Origin of the sequence: Arthrobacter sp. M2012083, from assembly GCF_000281065.1 — a bacterium.
GTDB lineage: Bacteria > Actinomycetota > Actinomycetes > Actinomycetales > Micrococcaceae > Arthrobacter.
This window is the reverse complement of the sequence record NZ_AKKK01000016.1, coordinates 35,757-52,534: the sequence shown is the minus strand read 5'-3', so window position 1 is coordinate 52,534 and position 16,778 is coordinate 35,757. Positions and strand designations below refer to the sequence as shown.

15 protein-coding genes and 1 pseudogene are annotated in these 16,778 nt (G+C 63.2%); 8 read left to right on the top strand and 8 right to left on the bottom strand.

Going from position 1 to position 16,778, the window contains the following annotated elements:
• Positions 1–4: 4 nt before the first annotated feature.
• From A477_RS0109480 to A477_RS0109470, 3 genes are all read left to right on the top strand, one after another.
• Positions 5–1,420 (top strand): aspartate ammonia-lyase, encoded by a 1,416-nt coding sequence (locus A477_RS0109480; protein ID WP_017198768.1) that lies wholly within the window; start codon positions 5–7, stop codon positions 1,418–1,420.
• 138 nt (positions 1,421–1,558) lie between these two features.
• Positions 1,559–3,067 (top strand): amino acid permease, encoded by a 1,509-nt coding sequence (locus tag A477_RS0109475; protein ID WP_017198767.1) that lies wholly within the window; start codon positions 1,559–1,561, stop codon positions 3,065–3,067.
• Between the two features lie 186 nt (positions 3,068–3,253).
• On the top strand, positions 3,254–3,925 hold the full coding sequence (locus A477_RS0109470; protein WP_017198766.1) for a FadR/GntR family transcriptional regulator: 672 nt from the start codon (positions 3,254–3,256) through the stop codon (positions 3,923–3,925).
• Here the strand turns inward: A477_RS0109470 and A477_RS0109465 are convergent.
• Genes A477_RS0109465 through A477_RS0109445 form a run of 5 tightly spaced genes read right to left on the bottom strand, consistent with a single transcriptional unit; the run spans position 3,922 to position 8,659 of the window.
• Positions 3,922–4,791, bottom strand: coding sequence for an amidohydrolase family protein (locus A477_RS0109465; RefSeq protein ID WP_017198765.1), 870 nt, complete (start codon positions 4,789–4,791; stop codon positions 3,922–3,924). The two genes, A477_RS0109470 and A477_RS0109465, sit on opposite strands and share 4 nt — an antisense overlap.
• Entirely contained in the window at positions 4,788–5,744 is a 957-nt protein-coding gene (locus A477_RS0109460) for an aldo/keto reductase (protein ID WP_017198764.1), read from the bottom strand. Before A477_RS0109460 ends, A477_RS0109465 begins: the two co-directional genes overlap by 4 nt.
• On the bottom strand, positions 5,729–6,043 hold the full coding sequence (locus tag A477_RS0109455) for an L-rhamnose mutarotase (RefSeq protein ID WP_017198763.1): 315 nt from the start codon (positions 6,041–6,043) through the stop codon (positions 5,729–5,731). The genes A477_RS0109460 and A477_RS0109455 overlap by 16 nt, the downstream gene beginning before the upstream one ends.
• Positions 6,036–7,358, bottom strand: a complete 1,323-nt coding sequence (locus A477_RS0109450; RefSeq protein ID WP_017198762.1) for an alpha-L-fucosidase — start codon at positions 7,356–7,358, stop codon at positions 6,036–6,038. Before A477_RS0109450 ends, A477_RS0109455 begins: the two co-directional genes overlap by 8 nt.
• Complete coding sequence (locus A477_RS0109445; protein ID WP_017198761.1) at positions 7,355–8,659, bottom strand: L-fuconate dehydratase; 1,305 nt, start codon at positions 8,657–8,659, stop codon at positions 7,355–7,357. Before A477_RS0109445 ends, A477_RS0109450 begins: the two co-directional genes overlap by 4 nt.
• A gap of 139 nt (positions 8,660–8,798) precedes the next feature.
• Between A477_RS0109445 and A477_RS0109440 the strand changes: the two genes are divergently transcribed.
• The 4 genes and pseudogenes from A477_RS0109440 (at position 8,799) to A477_RS22220 (ending at position 13,285) form a co-directional block, all read left to right on the top strand.
• Complete coding sequence (locus tag A477_RS0109440) at positions 8,799–9,719, top strand: fumarylacetoacetate hydrolase family protein (protein ID WP_017198760.1); 921 nt, start codon at positions 8,799–8,801, stop codon at positions 9,717–9,719.
• Positions 9,720–9,726: 7 nt separating this feature from the next.
• Positions 9,727–10,488, top strand: a complete 762-nt coding sequence (locus A477_RS0109435) for an SDR family NAD(P)-dependent oxidoreductase (protein ID WP_017198759.1) — start codon at positions 9,727–9,729, stop codon at positions 10,486–10,488.
• Between the two features lie 136 nt (positions 10,489–10,624).
• Positions 10,625–11,923, top strand: coding sequence for an ATP-binding protein (locus A477_RS0109430; RefSeq protein ID WP_026005490.1), 1,299 nt, complete (start codon positions 10,625–10,627; stop codon positions 11,921–11,923).
• Positions 11,924–12,041: 118 nt separating this feature from the next.
• Positions 12,042–13,285 (top strand): annotated as a pseudogene (locus A477_RS22220) (low temperature requirement protein A).
• A gap of 89 nt (positions 13,286–13,374) precedes the next feature.
• On the opposite strand, the gene A477_RS0109420 reads toward A477_RS22220, so the two are convergent.
• On the bottom strand, positions 13,375–13,911 hold the full coding sequence (locus A477_RS0109420) for an HD domain-containing protein (protein ID WP_026005489.1): 537 nt from the start codon (positions 13,909–13,911) through the stop codon (positions 13,375–13,377).
• Positions 13,912–14,037: 126 nt separating this feature from the next.
• Positions 14,038–14,829, bottom strand: a complete 792-nt coding sequence (locus tag A477_RS0109415; RefSeq protein WP_017198757.1) for an SDR family NAD(P)-dependent oxidoreductase — start codon at positions 14,827–14,829, stop codon at positions 14,038–14,040.
• 103 nt (positions 14,830–14,932) lie between these two features.
• On the opposite strand from A477_RS0109415, the gene A477_RS0109410 reads away from it, so the two are divergent.
• Positions 14,933–15,574 (top strand): TetR/AcrR family transcriptional regulator, encoded by a 642-nt coding sequence (locus tag A477_RS0109410; protein ID WP_017198756.1) that lies wholly within the window; start codon positions 14,933–14,935, stop codon positions 15,572–15,574.
• A 24-nt stretch (positions 15,575–15,598) separates the two neighbouring features.
• Here A477_RS0109410 and gluQRS read toward each other — a convergent pair whose 3' ends face one another.
• Positions 15,599–16,486, bottom strand: coding sequence for a tRNA glutamyl-Q(34) synthetase GluQRS (gluQRS, locus tag A477_RS0109405; protein ID WP_026005488.1), 888 nt, complete (start codon positions 16,484–16,486; stop codon positions 15,599–15,601).
• Positions 16,487–16,778 lie beyond the last annotated feature (292 nt).

The window sequence follows — 16,778 nt, the reverse complement described above, 5'->3', positions numbered from 1 at the left end:
AGCTATGACCACCGTCGATCAGGCGATCCCCCTCCGTTCCGAACACGACCTTTTGGGTGACCGCAACGTACCCGCGGATGCCTACTGGGGCGTCCACACCCTCCGCGCAATAGAGAACTTCCCCATCACAGGGCAGCCGCTCTCCACCAACAAGCACCTCGTCAGGGGCCTGGCCGCTGTAAAGCAGGCTGCCGCCCGCACCAACCACGAGCTTGGCCTGCTGGACGCCGAAAAGGCGGGCGCCATCGAGCAGGCTTGCCAGGACATCATGGACGGCATGCTCCACGAGCAGTTCATGGTTGATGTGATCCAGGGCGGCGCTGGAACCAGTTCCAACATGAACGCCAACGAGGTCATCGCCAACCGTGCGCTGGAGATCCTGGGCCACCCCAAGGGCGACTACTCCAAGCTGCACCCGAATGACCACGTGAACCTGAGCCAGTCCACCAACGACGTCTACCCGACCGCGGTGAACCTCGCCACGATCTTCTCCGTGAAGGAACTCCTGAAAGCCCTCGAAGAACTCGAGCTCGCCTTCGCTGAGAAGGGCCGGGAGTTCCGGACCGTGGTGAAGATGGGACGCACGCAGCTGCAGGACGCTGTTCCCATGACCCTCGGACAGGAGTTCGGCGGCTACGCCGTAACCATCGGCGAGGACCGGGCCCGCCTGGACGAGTCCCACATGCTGATCCACGAGATCAACCTTGGTGCCACGGCTATCGGCACCGGCTTGAACGCCCCTGCCGGATACGCTGAAGCTGCCTGCCGCCACCTGGCCGAAATCACAAGCCTTCCCCTCCTCACTGCTGCTGATCTCATTGAGGCAACGCAGGATGTGGGCGCGTTTGTTCACCTGTCCGGCGTGCTGAAGCGCGTGGCAGTGAAACTCTCCAAGATTTGTAACGACCTCCGCCTGCTGTCCTCCGGACCGCGTGCGGGTTTGGGCGAGATCAACCTTCCGGCCGTGCAGTCCGGTTCGTCGATCATGCCCGGCAAGATCAATCCGGTGATCCCGGAAGTGGTCAGCCAGGTGGCTTACGAAGTCATCGGCAACGATGTCACCGTCACCATGGCCGCGGAGGCCGGCCAGCTTCAGCTGAACGCCTTCGAACCGATCATTGTGCACAGCCTGCACAAGAGCATCTCCCACCTGGAAGCAGCGTGCCGCACCCTTACGGCGCGCTGCGTCCGGGGCATCACTGCAAACACCGAACGGCTACGGCTTACCGTGGAGCAGTCGATCGGTCTCGTCACGGCATTGAACCCACATATCGGTTACGCCTCCGCCACCGCTATCGCCCAGGAAGCGCTGGCAACGGGCAAGGGCGTGGCGGAACTCGTGTTGGAGCACGGTCTCCTGACCGCCACCCAGCTTGAAGAACTGCTAAGCCCCGAACGTCTGGCAAATCTCAGCAAATAGGCCGCAACTGGCCCGTAAACGCCCGACCCAGCCGTCCCGCCCAATGAGGCATACCTCCACGAGGCATAGTTCTGCGTGCCCGGATCCCCGACTGGGCACGCCCAGGACACCCCCAACAGGACACCCCTAAGGATTCCAATGACCAATCCCATCACGGACCACACGGTCCCGGCCCAAGCGCACGCCAGCGAGAAAGCCCTCCATAAGGAGGACTCCGGCTACCACAAGGACCTCAAGCCCCGCCAGATCCAGATGATCGCGATCGGCGGCGCAATCGGCACCGGACTGTTCCTGGGCGCCGGCGGCCGACTCAACGCAGCTGGCCCATCCCTCGTTATCGCCTACGCAATCTGTGGCTTCTTCGCCTTCCTGATCCTCCGCGCACTCGGTGAACTGGTTCTGCACCGCCCATCGTCGGGCTCCTTCGTTTCCTACGCCCGTGAGTTCTACGGCGAAAAGGCAGCCTTCGTATCGGGCTGGTTCTACTGGATCAACTGGGCCACCACCACCATCGTGGACATCACCGCAGCGGCGCTCTACATGGAGTTCTTCGGCAAATACGTCGCCTGGATAGGTGCGGTTCCGCAGTGGGCGTGGGCGCTCATCGCACTGGTTGTAGTGCTCGGCCTCAACCTGGTCTCCGTGAAGGTCTTCGGTGAGATGGAGTTCTGGTTCGCGCTGATCAAGGTGGCAGCACTGGTGGCCTTCCTCCTGGTGGGCACCTACTTCGTCATCTTCGGCACCCCGGTGGAGGGCCAGGAAGTGGGCTTCAGCCTCATCGCCGACAATGGCGGGGTCTTCCCCAACGGTGTGCTTCCAATGATCATCCTCATGCAGGGTGTGCTCTTCGCTTACGCATCGATTGAACTCATCGGTACTGCAGCCGGCGAAACTGCCAACCCGGAGAAGATCATGCCGAAGGCCATCAACTCCGTGGTCATCCGCATCGCCCTCTTCTATGTCGGCTCCGTGATTCTGCTGGCTCTCCTGCTGCCGTACACCTCTTACGAGAAGGGCGTCAGCCCGTTCGTGACGTTCTTCGGTTCCATCGGCGTGGAGGGCGTGGACGTCATCATGAACCTCGTGGTGCTCACCGCAGCACTGTCTTCGCTGAACGCCGGGCTCTACTCCACAGGCCGCATCCTCCGCTCCATGTCGGTGGCCGGCTCTGCCCCGAAGTTCGCCCAGCGCATGAACAAGGCAGGCGTCCCTTACGGTGGCATCGCCATCACCGCCGGCGTTTCCCTCCTGGGAGTTCCGCTGAACTACCTTGTTCCGTCGGACGCTTTCGAGATCGTCCTGAACGTCGCTTCGGTAGGCATCATCGTCACCTGGGCCACCATCGTCCTGTGCCAGATGCAACTCAAACGCTGGGCCGACAAGGGATGGCTGAAGCGCCCGTCCTTCCGGATGTTTGGCGCCCCCTACACGGGCTGGTTGTCCTTGATCTTCCTGGCGGCCGTGCTGATCATGGTGTTCATCGAGTCCCCGTTGACCATGCTGGTCACCGCGATTGCCTGCGGACTCATGGTTTGGGGCTGGTTCCTGTGCCGCAAGCAAATCCATGAGCTTGCTGCAACCCGCGACGGCTACACCGGCAGCGCGCCCGTGATTGCCAACCGCCCGTTGCCTGGCGGCGACAAGTAGGCGACAAGTCGGCGCCAGTGACAGCGGCGATAAGTAGCAACCGCTAAATCACGACGGCGGCACCCGGGTTCCGTAACAATCGGAACCCAGGTGTCGCCGTCGTCGGTTAACGCCCCCAAGTAGCTCGCAGTGGAGTGAGGACGCGGCGTAGACAGACATCCGATCATTCGTGGCTACTATTGGTCCATGGCTGTCACAGACGAGGCGATCAGCAAGATCAAAGACATGCTGATCCGCGGCGAACTCAAAGCCGGCGATCGACTTCCGCCGGAAAAGGAACTGAGCGAACGGCTCGGTCTTTCCAGGAGCTCATTGCGTGAGGCCGTGAAAGCCCTCGAACTGATCCGCGTGCTGGATGTCCGCCGCGGTGACGGCACGTACGTCACCAGCCTCGATGCGAAGCTGCTCAACGAAGCCGTGGCCTTTGTGGTGGACCTGCACCAGGACCGCTCCATCCTGGAACTCTTTGAGGTCCGACGAATCCTGGAGCCAGCCACCGCACACTTGGCGGCGGGCAAAATCACGCCCGACGAGCTCCTTGCTTTGAGAAGCACCATGGACGGCATCGACGAGAACACTGACGTCGAGGAGCTCGTGGCCCACGACCTTGAGTTCCACAGCATCATCACCGAGGCCGCCGGAAATGATTACCTGGGGAGCCTCCTGGAAGCCCTGTCAAGCAGCACCGTGCGGGCCCGGATCTGGCGCGGCCTGACACAGGAAAAAGCCGTGGCGCACACCTTGGCTGAACACCGCGCCATTGCGGATGCACTTGAAAGGGGCGATGCCGAACTGGTGCGGGCCCTTGTCACCGTGCACATCAGTGGCGTGGAGAACTGGCTACGGCAGGCGCTCTAACCTTCGGCGATAGGGGTGACCGCCAGGCCGTAGGTCCGAATAGCTGTCTCCTCAAGCACCAGGTCCTGCTCCGGAGGACTCAAGGCAGACACGAGTTCCAGCAGTACATCCAGAGTCCGGCCATAGGGTGCGCCCAATGTACTCACTGGCCAGTCGCAGCCGATCATCAAACGCTCCGGCCCAAAAGCCTCCAACGCCGATTCAAACAGAGGTCGCAACGTATCCGGGGTGTACTCAACGCCCGGCAAATGCAGTCCGGAGAGCTTCGCCACCGAGTTCGGCTCCCGCCCGAGCGCCCGGAAATCAGCGCTCCACGAATCCATGAGCTCAGGATCAGCCAGCGGCGGCTTACCCAAGTGGTCCAACACCACCGTCAGTTCCGGCATCTCGCGGGCCAGTCGAACCGCGGACCCGAGATGCCGGGGGAAAGCATCGGGGATGTCCAAGGTGAGCCCTTCGCCAGCCACCAATGCCAAGGAATCCCTCACAGCCGGAAGATCCAGAAAATCATCGCGGGGATCGTCATGCACTAGGTGCCGAACGCCTTTGAAAACGGACTGGGATGTAAAACTGTGCAACTGCTCTGCAGCCTCAGCAGGCGAGTCCAACCTGATCCAGCCCACTACTCCGAGCACCCAGGGACTCCGCGCTGCAACGGCCAACATGCTCTCGGTGTCGGCTACGGTGTCGTCGGCTTGGATCAGGACGGCTCCCCTCACCCCGGCAGCGTCCAACGTTTCGCGCGCCTCGTCCTCACCAAAACTGCGGAAGAGCGCACCGTGCTGCGGTCCGAGCCACGGATAGTGGCGCACACCGCCGGTAACGAAGGTGTCCAAGGTCCACAGGTGCAGATGCGAATCAATCACGCCATGCGCTCCTCCAACGCATTCCACAGTTCGTCCGGCACGGGCGCCTCCATTCTGGCAGCGTTCGTGACCACCTGTTCAGGGGAAGTCGCCCCGGCTGTCACATTCACCACGGCCGGATGCCGCAACGGGAACTGGAGCGCCGCCGTCGGAAGTTCCACGCCGAAGTCGCGGCAGAGGGCCGCGAGCGCACGCGCACGCTCCAGCACATCCGGGGGTGCTTGATCGTAGTTGTAATGCGCGTCTTCCGGAACGTCGGGTCGGGCCAGGAGGCCCGAGTTGTAGGCGCCCACGCTTACGACGCCGGTGCTTCGCTCCACACAGCGTTCAAGCAGGGGGACGCTGGGCCGCTCAAGCAGGGTGTAGCGGCCGGCGAGCATTACGAGATCGAGATCGGCCGCTTCGACACACTCCAAGGCTGCCTCGGCGGAGTTGATGCCCACACCGATTGCCCGGACCACTCCCTCGGAGCGCAGCTTCTCGAGAGCCGGAAGGCCTTGGGAGATTCCGGCCCCAAGATCGTGGACGTCGGGGTCGTGCAAGTATGCGATGTCCACATGGTCCAAGCCGAGCCGCTCCAAGGAGCTCTCGATGCTGCGCCGGATACCCGTTTCGGAGAAGTCCCACACACGCTTTGTGGTGGCGGGGACGTCGAAGCCTTCCGGGTCCTGGCCGCCCCCGGGGTCGGGTTCGAGTAGCCTGCCCACCTTGGTGGAGATGACGAATTCATTCCGGGGTTTATCACGGAGGACCGCGCCCAATCTCTGCTCCGAGAGGCCAAGGCCGTAATGGGGCGCGGTGTCGAAGTAGCGGATGCCGGCGTCCCACGCAGCCAGCACGGTGGCCAGCGCCTCCCCGTCCGGGATCGCCCGGTAGAGATTTCCGATGCCCGCTCCGCCGAAGCCGAGTTTGCCTGTTTTGCCGTCATCAAGTGAGTTCATGGCAGCTCCCATACCTTTTGGATACCCCTATCCTCCCCTGAGTAATCGTCCTGGACCTCCAAAAGTTCAGCCATTCGAGCTTGCCACGGCACATTGGCCGGATGGTCGGCGAGCGCGTGGCGCATTGCTTGGTAGTCGTCGACGTCGACTACATGGAAAAGATCGAGACCGCTGCGCCAGATTCGCCAGTTCCGGACGCCGGCATGCTTGAGCGCTGCCACCAGGTCAGGGGAAATGTTCGCGTGTGCGTCGGCGTACTTTTCTTCGGTTCCTGGCTTCAGCTTGGTATGCAGGGCGATGCTCTCAGGCACGAGCGGCCTCGGGCTCCGCTGCCGACGCCGTCGCGGCCTCGGGTGTCAGGAACAGTTCCAGCACCGGGACAGCAACGTTCGGCCGCTGGACGGGCAGCTTGATGGTCAAGGTGCCGGGCGGCTGGCCTCCCTGGGTCATATTCATGGCCTGCTGCCCGGGGTCTACTTCTTTGAGGAACACCTCGGACGCGTCGTTCAGCAACTGCGCGTACTCGACCTTCCCGGCGAGGTTCGGAAGGTGGACATACTCAAACGGCCAAGCGAACAAGTGAACATAAAGCCTGTCCCCACGCTGCGTATAGCGGGCATCCGTCGGAGCGGTAAAAGACGAAGCGCCTGCACCGTAGATGGACCGTGAGTGCAGCTTCATCCACTCGCCGATGCCAGCCAATGACGCCAGCGCCCGCGGATCAAGGTTTCCCCTGCCTGTGGGGCCGACGTTGAGCAGCAGGTTGCCGCCCTTGGACACACCATCCACCAGCATGCGGATGAGCAGGTCCACGGATTTGTAGTTCAGGTTGTCCCTGTCATAACCCCAGCTACCGTTGAGGGTCTGGCAGGCTTCCCAGGTGACCGGTTCGCCGTCGACCATCATGGGCCCGGCGGGCTGGTACTGCTCAGGTGTGACAAAGTCGCCTGGGATCTCCAACCGGTCATTGACCACGATGCCGGGCTGCAGCTCCCGCACCATGGCGAGCAACGCCTCAGAATCCCAGTCCTTCCGGCCCTTGCCGCCCCGGAAGTCTTTTTCGTGCCCTCCTGTGTAGGAGAAGTCGAAGAACAGGTAGTCGATGGTGCCGTAGTTGCTCAGGAGTTCGCGCACTTGGCCGTGCAGGTAGCCGCGGTAGCGAGCCATGTCGCGTCCGGCGTTCAAACTTTCGACGTCGGCCGCGTTCCGTTGGGGGTGTACGCCGTCCACGGTGAAGTCGGGGTGGTGCCAGTCGATGAGCGAGTGATAGAAGCCGACCTTCAGCCCCTCGGCCCGGAGTGCTTCCACGTAAGGCGCTATCAGGTCGCGGCCGGCGGGCGTGTTGGTGGCTTTGTAATCCGTTAGCGCCGAGTCCCACAGGCAGAAGCCGTCATGGTGCTTGGTGGTGAGGACCACGTACTTCATCCCTGCGTCCCTTGCGGCGCGTGCCCATTCACGGGGATCGTAGAGGTCCGGGTCGAAGCGCCGGAAGTACTTGGAGTACTCCTCCACAGTGATTTCTTCCTGGTTCATCACCCACTCGTGCCGGGCAGGCAGGGCGTAAATGCCCCAGTGAACAAACATCCCAAAACGTGCCTCTTCAAACCAAGGTGCGTGCTGGATCAACGGGATTCCTTCCATGCGGGGCCGTCCGGGAAGCTGTATGCGGCCAGTGTTTCACGGAGCATCTCGTTTCCCGCGCCAGGATCCGACGGCGGCCAATACGCGCCGTCGTGGACATCCACAGGTGTGATGAAATGTTCATGGAGGTGGTCCACGAACTCGATGGTCCTGTCCTCTTTCGTCCCGGACACCGCAATGAAGTCGAACATGGACAGGTGCTGCACGGCTTCACACAGACCGACGCCACCAGCGTGCGGACACACCCTCACGCCGAACTTGGCAGCGAGTAGGAGGATGGCGATGTTCTCATTGACTCCCGCTACCCGGGCCGCGTCAATCTGCAGGACCTGCAGCGAGCCGGCCTGGAGCATTTGTTTGAACACCACCCGGTTCTGGACGTGTTCGCCGGTGGCCACGGGAACGGGCGCCACTCCGCGGGCGATGGCGGCATGGCCGAGGATGTCGTCCGGACTGGTGGGTTCCTCAATCCAGGCGATGTCGTAGGGGGCAAGGTGCGCCATCCAGTCGATGGCTTCCTGCACATCCCAGCGCTGATTGGCATCTACCGCGATCTTGACGTCGGGACCAACGGCAGCGCGGGCAGCCCGCACGCGCCGGATGTCGTCCTCCAGGGAGGCGCCAACTTTCAACTTGATCTGGGCAAATCCGTCAGCCACGGCTTCCTTGGCCAGACGCGTCAGTTTCTCGTCGCTGTAACCCAACCAGCCCGGCGTCGTGGTGTACGCGGGGTAGCCCTCAGCGCGAAGTGCCTCTTTGCGCGCTTTCCTTCCGGGTTCGGCAGTGCGAAGGATGTCCAAAGCTTCGTCCTGGGTGAGCGCGTCCGTGAGGTAGCGGAAGTCCACGAGTGCTACGAGCTCATCGGGCGTCATGCCGGCGAGCAACTCCCAAAGGGGCAGCCCTGCGCGTTTGGCCTTCAAATCCCATAGCGCATTGACCACGGCACCGATAGCCATGTGCATGACGCCCTTCTCAGGCCCCAACCACCGGAGCTGCGAGTCATGGGTCAGCAGTTTCCAGGTGGTCCCCATGTCTGCGAGCAGGTCCTCAACCGTGCAGCCAAGGATGTGCTCCCGGAGGGCCTCGATCGCCGCCGTCTCCACCTCGTTCCCCCGCCCGATGGTAAACACAAAGCCGTGGCCCTCATGCCCGTCCCCCGCATCCGTGCGGATGACCAGGTACGCAGCGGAATAGTCCGGGTCCGGGTTCATGGCGTCGGAACCATCCAGCTCCAAGGATGTGGGAAAGCGGATGTCGAACGTATCCATTGCGGTGATGATGCTCATGCGGCTCCTGAAGTGCGTCGCGATTCTTGATGAGCCTAAACATCCGATGTCTAGCTTGTCAATGGGTCACATTTCCGTATTATGAGTGACAACACCACACTAGAGCTCGGATGTTAGTCCCGAACGCACGGAGGAAGCCATGACCTTGAAATTCGCCAGGCTGGGTACGGCCGGAAACGAACAACCGGCCGTCATCGCCCAGGACGCCGACGGCGCTGAGAAGTACTTCAGCCTTAGGGCCCTGACCAACGACATCGACGGCGGTTTCCTCGCCTCGGACGGCATTGAACGCACCCGGGGAGCCCTGGACAAAGGGGAACTCCCCGAGATCTCGCCTGAAGGCCTGCGCATCGGCGCCCCCGTCGCCCGTCCCGGCGCAGTGGTTGCCATCGGACTCAACTACACCGCGCACGCCGCCGAATCCGGTGCTACGCCGCCCGAGGTTCCCGTGGTGTTCCTCAAGCCGACCAACACCATAGCTGGCCCCTTCGATGCCGCTCCCATCCCGCCGTCGTCGGAAAAGTACGACTGGGAAGTGGAACTGGCAATCGTGATCGGTAAGGAAGCGTCATACCTTTCCTCCGTTTCCGAGGCCGAGGGCTGCATCGCCGGGTATGCCCTGGCCAACGATCTTTCCGAGCGCGACTACCAGATCCCCGGCACTGCGGGTCAATGGACCAAGGGCAAGTCCCTGCCCGGCTCCACTCCCCTGGGCCCATGGCTGGTCCCGTCCTCGGATATTGACGCCGGCAACCTTCGCCTGCAGACCTTGGTAAACGGCGAAGGCCGCCAAGACTCCACTACCTCGGACATGATCTTCGACCCCGCCACGATCATCCACCACCTCAGCCAGTACATGGTCCTGGAGCCGGGCGACGTGATCATCACGGGCACTCCCGAGGGCGTGGCACTGTCCGGCAGATTCCCCTTCATCCAGCCAGGTGACGTGGTGGAGTTGGAGATTGAGGGACTGGGCCGCCAGCGGCAGGAGTACTTCCGCGCGCAGACCGGCTCCCCAGCCCGGCACGGTGCATCTGATCCCGTCCGCATCAACGCCTGAGGCCGCCATGGCACCCTCTGTGGGAAACGAATTCGAAGGCCTGACAGCGCTCGTGACAGGCGGTGCCTCAGGCATTGGGGCCGCGATCGCCCACCGCCTCGCAGCCGGCGGTGCTCAGGTGGCGGTCCTGGACCTCGCCCCGGAAGCCAGCCCGCACTTCGGGGTGCAGTGCAATGTGGCCGATGACGCCTCGGTGCGAACCGCCGTCGACGCTGTGGCCACAAAATTCGGCCGCCTGGACATCGTCATCAACAACGCCGGCATCGGCGCCCAGGGCGACATCGCGGCGAACGACGACGACGAGTGGCTGCGTGTCCTCAACGTCAACGTGGTGGGAATCGCCCGTGTCAGCCGGGCGGCCCTGCCACATCTGCGCGAGTCTCCGGCCGCCGCGATCGTGAACACCTGTTCCATTGCAGCGACTGCCGGGCTTCCGCAGCGTGCCCTGTACTCGGCGTCGAAGGGTGCGGTTTTGTCGTTGACGCTCGCCATGGCCGCAGACCATATCCGTGAGGGGATCCGTGTGAACTGCGTAAATCCCGGCACCGTGGACACCCCCTGGGTGGGACGGTTGCTCGATTCAGCTGCCGACCCTGCAGCCGAGCGCGCCGCCCTCAACGCCCGCCAGCCGCACGGCCGGATGGTCGACCCCGCTGAGGTAGCCGGCGCCGTCGCTTACCTGGCGAGTCCGCTCTCGGGGTCGGCTACCGGGACCTCGCTGGCGGTCGACGGCGGGATGCAGGGTCTACGGCTCCGTCCCGTTCAGTAGGGGCTTCTTCAGGAGGGCGAAGGGCCGTAGGGTTTCGTAACGCAACGGACCCGCAACCTCCTGTAGCGGTGGTTCGCCTATGCTCAACACCAAGAGATCAACGGCGACTCACTTAGCAGACTCAGGAGATACAGCCATGAGCAACTGGCGCATCAGGGACTTCCATTCGTCCGATCTGGACGGCATCCTGCACCTCTGGGAGTCACTCAAAGCCGATGGCGTGGAGCCGGTCTACGCGTTGTCCGAAGTACTGGCCTCCTGCGAGAAGGACCACGCCGTGGTGGCCGTCCAAGGCGACCAGGTGGTGGGCGCCGCCGTCGGACGCGCCGCCCATGACCAAGGCTGGATCGTTTTCCTGGCCACGCTGACGGAGTTCCGCGGCCGCGGCATCGGCACCTCGCTGCTGTCCGCCGTCGAGAACCGCATGGCCCCGCACGGCCTCAACAAACTCTCCGCCCTCATGCCGGAGACCGAAACGCGCGTCGAAGCCTTCCTGGGACGCGGGTTCGTGGTGAAGAAAAACCTGCGCTACTTCGAGCGGACCATCCCGGTACAGCGGCAGGAACTGGAACCGTTGAGCCTGCTGGGCGGACGCATTCTTGCCCGGGACCTGTGGGAGAACGTGGCCGGCATGCGCCGCGAGAAGGAACTTCTGGAACGCCGCCTGGTTCTGCCCCTGGCCGAGGCCGACCTCGCCGACGAATACGGCGTGGTCCCGCCCCGGGCAGTAGTCCTTTTCGGCCCTCCCGGCACCGGCAAGACGACCTTCGCCAAGGCCATCGCGTCGCGGCTCGAGTGGCCGTTCGTGGAAGTCTTCCCGTCCCGCTTGGCCGCTGACCCCAAGGGCCTGGCCGGCGCATTACGCGAGACGTTCCTGGAAATCGCCGAGCTGGAACACGCTGTGGTCTTCATCGACGAAGTGGAGGAAATCGCGTCGCAGCGCGCCGGCGATCCACCGTCGCCGCTGCAGGGCGTCACCAACGAACTCCTCAAGATCATCCCGGCATTCCGCGAGCAGCCCGGCCGCCTCCTGGTGTGCGCCACCAACTTCATCCGCGCCCTGGACACTGCATTCCTGCGCCACGGCCGGTTCGACTATGTCATTCCCATAGGCCTCCCGGACGTCCACGCCCGCGAGGCCATGTGGCAGCGATTCATCCCCGCTACCGTGGTGGACTCGGTCGATATCGCCCAGCTGGTGGAACGAACTGAGGGCTTCTCACCCGCGGACATCGAGTTTGCTGCCCGCAGCGCCTCCCAGCGGGCCCTGGAAAAAGCAGTGTACGACGACGGCGGTTCCGGTTCCGCTTCCAATGGACGTAAAGGGCCGGTCACCCAGGACTACCTCGACGCGATCGGTGACACCCGGACCACCGTCAGCGCCGAAGTGCACCAGGACTTCCTGGAAGACATCGACGTGTTGGGGCGCGTGTAGGGCGGCATTTTTCCTCGATTTCGCCGGAATGCTGCGGGATCGCTGGAATATTCCAGAGGATCTCGACGCATTCCGGCGATCTCGGCGTGAAGGCAAGGGCAACGGTAATCTTTGTGCCATGTCCTCGAATCCCCTTCGCCATGCGCTGTCCCGCATGGGCGGCCGCGATCCCCATGAAAAGCACCGCACAGCAACCCCGCTGGAGCTCTTTTTCGACCTGACCTTCGTTATCGCCTTCGGTGTCGCCGGCAACCAGTTCGCCCATGCAGTGGCAGAGGCGCATTTCTGGCCAGGCCTGCTCGCCTTCTCGTTCGCCATGTTCGCGGTGATCTGGGCCTGGATCAATTTCACGTGGTTCGCCAGCGCCTACGACACCGACGACTGGGTGTTCCGCGTAGTCACCATGGTGCAGATGGTGGGCGTCCTGGTCCTGGCCATGGGCATTGAGCCGGTATTCCACTCGATTATCGAGGGAAAGCACGTGGACAACGTCACCATGGTGCTCGGCTACATCGTGATGCGGGTGGCCCTGATCTTCCAATGGCTACGCGCAGCCCGGCAGGATCCCGAACGCCGGGAAACCTGTTTGCGTTACGCCAAGTACGTGGCGATCGTCCAAGTCGGATGGGTGGTGGTTCTCTTGGTCGATGCGAGCGTCCTCACCACCTTCCTCATGGCAACTCCGCTGTTCATCATGGAGATGGCGGCACCGTACTTCGCAGAACGCAAGATCCGTACCCCGTGGCACGCGCACCACATCGCGGAAAGGTACGGCCTTCTGGCCATCATCGCCTTGGGTGAGTGTTTGATTGGTGCCATTGAAACCCTGCGTGCCATTGTGGCCACCCACCAATGGTCCATGGATGCCGCTTTGGTTGGATTGAGTGGCACCGGACTGGCCTTCTCCATGTGGTGGATCTACTTCATCCTGCCCTCGGGTCCGGCACTTCACGTCCAGCGGCACCGTTCATGGGTGTTCGGCTATGGGCACATGCCGATCTTCGCTGCCATTGCCGCCACAGGTGCGGGACTGCACGTTGCCGCTTACTACATTGACCACGAAACCCACATTCCTGCGGCCGCGGCGGTGGCCTCCATCGCCATCCCATCATTGTCTTCAAGGTCTCGCTCAGCACGCTGTACGGCATCATGCTCGGCCTGGACCGCGAACACTTCTGGAGCTCGGCGCTGGTGGTCCTCGGCTTGGCTGCAAGCATTGCCATGGCTGGAGCGGGAGCCTCGGTGCCGATCTGCATGCTGGCTATGATGCTGGTCCTGGGCCTGTCTATCGCCTACGACGAACGACGGGGACACAAGGGCCGGGCAGCAGCGCTGCGGCGGTTGGAAACCGCCGCGGGCTAGGGCATTCCCCCTGCGTTGCGGGGCCCGCTTTGCGCCCCAAGTTCATCCCATGGCGCGCAGAGTGGGCCCCGCAACGCAGCGGGTGTGGGCTACTCGGGAACGATCTCGTCCAGTTCCGCAATCAAGTACGGGTTGATCCGCTCCAGGATCATCCGGACTTCTTCACGGGGAACGGCCGTATACAGCACTGGGCGCGCATCGGCGTATCGGGTTACCGGCGGCTTGTCCGGCCATTTCTCGGCGAGCGCCCGGACCCGCTCGGGCAGCGAGTTGTGGGCGTTGTCCGCGATCTTCACCAACGTTGCGTCGTGGTCCTCCGCAATGAAACGGATGCCGGCGTCGTCATCATCGGGGTCGTCGTGGAAGCGGCGGGTGACGCGTTCGATGATGCCTACCGCCCGTTCGGACACTCCCATTTCAAGCAGGGCCTGACGGGTGATGGGCGTGTCTTCGGCGATGTCGTGAAGGTAGCCAGCGATTTGGATGTCCTGGTCAAAGTCGGCGAGCGCATCCCCCACGGCCAGGACGTGCTCACGGTAGGGACGCTTGAGCTTGTCTTTCTGCCTGTTGTGGGCCACCTCGGCCAGGACCTGGGCGGTTTCTACGGTGAAGCGTGGTTCGGTCATGCTGGCCTCCGGCTTGAAAAGGACCGGCGGGGATCGGTCCTTACCCTCAGGCTATCTGCTGTTCCCGGACCCGCAGCACCGCCCTGCCAATCGCACAGTCCTGGCCGTCCTACCAGTACTGCTCGCTTACCAGTCCTGTACAGCACGTGCAGCGATAGCGACGGTGACGGCCCGAGGCAAGCGTTGGGCGAAGCCGGCTGCCACCCGATTGACCCAACCCGAGACGACGCTACCGGGGGTGTCCTTGCGATCGAGGGCCTTGAGGGCAGTTCCCACAACCTGTTCAGAGGTCTGCATCTTGCCTACTGCTGCTGACTCACCGCCGAGGACGTCAAAGAACTCAGTGCGCGTCGCACCTGGGCAAAGGGCCAGGACGTTGAGTCCGGAGTTTTTGGTTTCGTGGGCAACGGCTTCGGTGAAGCTCAGGACGAAGGCCTTGGTGGCGCCGTAGACGGCCATGCCGGGAATGGGTTGGAACGCGGCAGTGCTGGCGACGTTCACCAGCGCCCCCTTCCCGGAGGCGAGCAGTTCCGGCAGGAAGGCCCGGGTAATGTCCACGAGGGCGGCAACGTTCAAGGAAATCTCCGCAGCAATGGTGTCCGGGTCTTCCTCAACCAAAGGGCCGTGGGTTCCAAAACCCGCGTTGTTGATCAAAGTGTCCACCGTGATTCCGCGGCCGGCCAGTTCGTCGAGGAGTTCGCGTCCCACTCCGGCGCGGCCCAGGTCCATGGGGAGGACGGTCACAGTGACGCGGTGGCGTGAGCGCAGGTCCTGAGCCAACTCCTCCAGTCGGTCTGCACGCCTGGCTACAAGGACCAGGTTGGAGCCTCGTGCAGCAAACTGTCCGGCGAATTCAGCGCCGAGGCCGGAGCTGGCGCCCGTGATGAGTGCAGTGGTCCCTGGGTATGTCATGGTCATGGCGGAATCCAATCGGTTGAGCCGGAGACTAATGTAGTCGCTGTCTACATGGTAGGCAGCGTCTACATTGTTGTCAATGACTACATTGCCCTAATATGGACCCATGACCGAACAGCCCTACCACCATGGCAAACTCCGGGAAGCCCTCTTGGAACGCGCCACGGAAACCATCGAAGAAGCTGGCGTGGACGGGCTATCCCTGCGGCAACTTGCCCGCGATGTGAATGTCAGCCACGGCGCGCCGGCCAAGCACTTCCGCGACAAGCAAGCCCTGATCGACGCCGTGGCGCTGGCTGGCTTTGAGTCGATGAACCGCCGCATCCGCGACGCCGCCCAGTCCGGCGAAGACCTCCGGGGGCGTTTCGTCAGTGTTGGCAAAGCCTATGTCGACTTTGCTGTTGAGCACCCTGCCCTGCTGACCGTGATGTACTCCACCAAGCACCACCCCGATTCCAGCGAAGAGCTGCGAAGCACCGGCGTGCAAGGGATACACGTCGCCCGGGCAATGATTGCCGAGGCACAGCAAGCCGGCGTCCTGGCTGCCGGGGACCCTGAAACCTTGGCCATGGTGTGCTTTGTGAGCCTTCACGGCACGGCACTCCTCGCCGCTGGTGGGCAGTTGGACGGGAATTCGGTGGAAGACGTAGTCACCGCTACCACCGACACACTATGGGCGGGAATGGCAGCCGGGGTACCGGCTGCGCAGCACAGCCAGGCGTCCCCCACCCCACTATGCCGCAGCTGACCGGCGAGGCCGGCGGCGGGCAGTTCAAATCCGGGGAATTTTCCACACCCACGGCGTCTTTGGGACGTTTTGCGGGGTGAAGTGCGGCAGGGCATCCTGCAAGGTTCCCGCAGGCAATCCAAGGGACTCCAGCAGCAGGTCACGCACACGTTCTGCAGGAATTCCGACGGCGGCGAGGTCGCCCAGCGTAACGGCCCCGTCGCGCTTCGCCAGCCTCACGCCGTCGTGATTAACCACCAGCGGAACGTGGGCGTATTCGGGGATCGGCAGCCCCAGCAGCGATGCCAGGCGGGCCTGCCGCGGTGTGGACGGAAGGAGGTCGTCGCCGCGAACCACTTGGTCGATTCCCTGGTGCGCGTCGTCAACTACCACTGCGAGATTGTAGGCCGTCACGCCGTCGTTGCGGCGAAGCACAAAGTCGTCCACCACGCCCACGTATCTCCCGTGCAACTGGTCCTCAACAGCCCACTCCGAAACCTCCGCCCTTAAGCGGATGGACGCGGGACGCGTAGCGCGCCGGATCTCACGTTCGGCAGGGGAAAGCCGTAGGCACGTTCCCGGATAAGCGCCCTGCGGGGCATGCGGCGCGGAGGGGGCCTCTTGGATTTCCCTTCGCGTGCAGAAGCACTCGTAGGTCCGGCCTTCGGCCGTCAGCCGCACAATCGCTTCGTCGTACAGCGCCGCGCGTTCAGTCTGGCGTACGACGTCGGCGTCCCAACTGACGCCGACCGCCCGCAGATCACGGAGCTGCTCCGCCTCGGCGCCGGATCGGGCGCGGTCCAGATCCTCGACTCTCAGCAGGAAATCGCGGCCACTGGACTTCGCGAACAGCCAAGCGAGAATCGCGGTCCTCAGGTTGCCGACGTGGAGTTCGCCGGAAGGGCTCGGGGCGAAGCGGCCAGCAGCAGTCATGATCCAAGCCTATTCGCCGGGCACGGGAGACAGAGACTGGCGCCGGGCAACACAAGAGCCCCTCCGCTACCGCAACGATCCGGTAGCTCAGGGGCTCTTGCTGTGGCGCCCCCGTAAAAGGGCGGGTGCAGAATGACAATGCTGTGAACAAGAGTCAATCAGCGGCTGCTTCCTTGCGGGAAACCTGTGCAGGGCCCCGGGTGATGTTCCGGACTCCTGGTGCCTGCGGGGTTTGGCGGTAGCCGCGACCTGCTTCGTTGTCACCATTTCAGCAGAAGGTCTACAGTTGGTG

Coding starts and splice junctions, on each gene's coding strand:
- A477_RS0109430 (WP_026005490.1), top strand. CDS start 10,625: ATGAGCAACTGGCGCATCAGGGACTTCCATTCGTCCGATCTGGACGGC.
- A477_RS0109470 (WP_017198766.1), top strand. CDS start 3,254: ATGGCTGTCACAGACGAGGCGATCAGCAAGATCAAAGACATGCTGATC.
- A477_RS0109440 (WP_017198760.1), top strand. CDS start 8,799: ATGACCTTGAAATTCGCCAGGCTGGGTACGGCCGGAAACGAACAACCG.
- A477_RS0109415 (WP_017198757.1), bottom strand. CDS start 14,829: ATGACCATGACATACCCAGGGACCACTGCACTCATCACGGGCGCCAGC.
- A477_RS0109420 (WP_026005489.1), bottom strand. CDS start 13,911: ATGACCGAACCACGCTTCACCGTAGAAACCGCCCAGGTCCTGGCCGAG.
- A477_RS0109445 (WP_017198761.1), bottom strand. CDS start 8,659: ATGAGCATCATCACCGCAATGGATACGTTCGACATCCGCTTTCCCACA.
- A477_RS0109480 (WP_017198768.1), top strand. CDS start 5: ATGACCACCGTCGATCAGGCGATCCCCCTCCGTTCCGAACACGACCTT.
- A477_RS0109475 (WP_017198767.1), top strand. CDS start 1,559: ATGACCAATCCCATCACGGACCACACGGTCCCGGCCCAAGCGCACGCC.
- gluQRS (WP_026005488.1), bottom strand. CDS start 16,486: ATGACTGCTGCTGGCCGCTTCGCCCCGAGCCCTTCCGGCGAACTCCAC.
- A477_RS0109435 (WP_017198759.1), top strand. CDS start 9,727: ATGGCACCCTCTGTGGGAAACGAATTCGAAGGCCTGACAGCGCTCGTG.
- A477_RS0109410 (WP_017198756.1), top strand. CDS start 14,933: ATGACCGAACAGCCCTACCACCATGGCAAACTCCGGGAAGCCCTCTTG.
- A477_RS0109460 (WP_017198764.1), bottom strand. CDS start 5,744: ATGGGAGCTGCCATGAACTCACTTGATGACGGCAAAACAGGCAAACTC.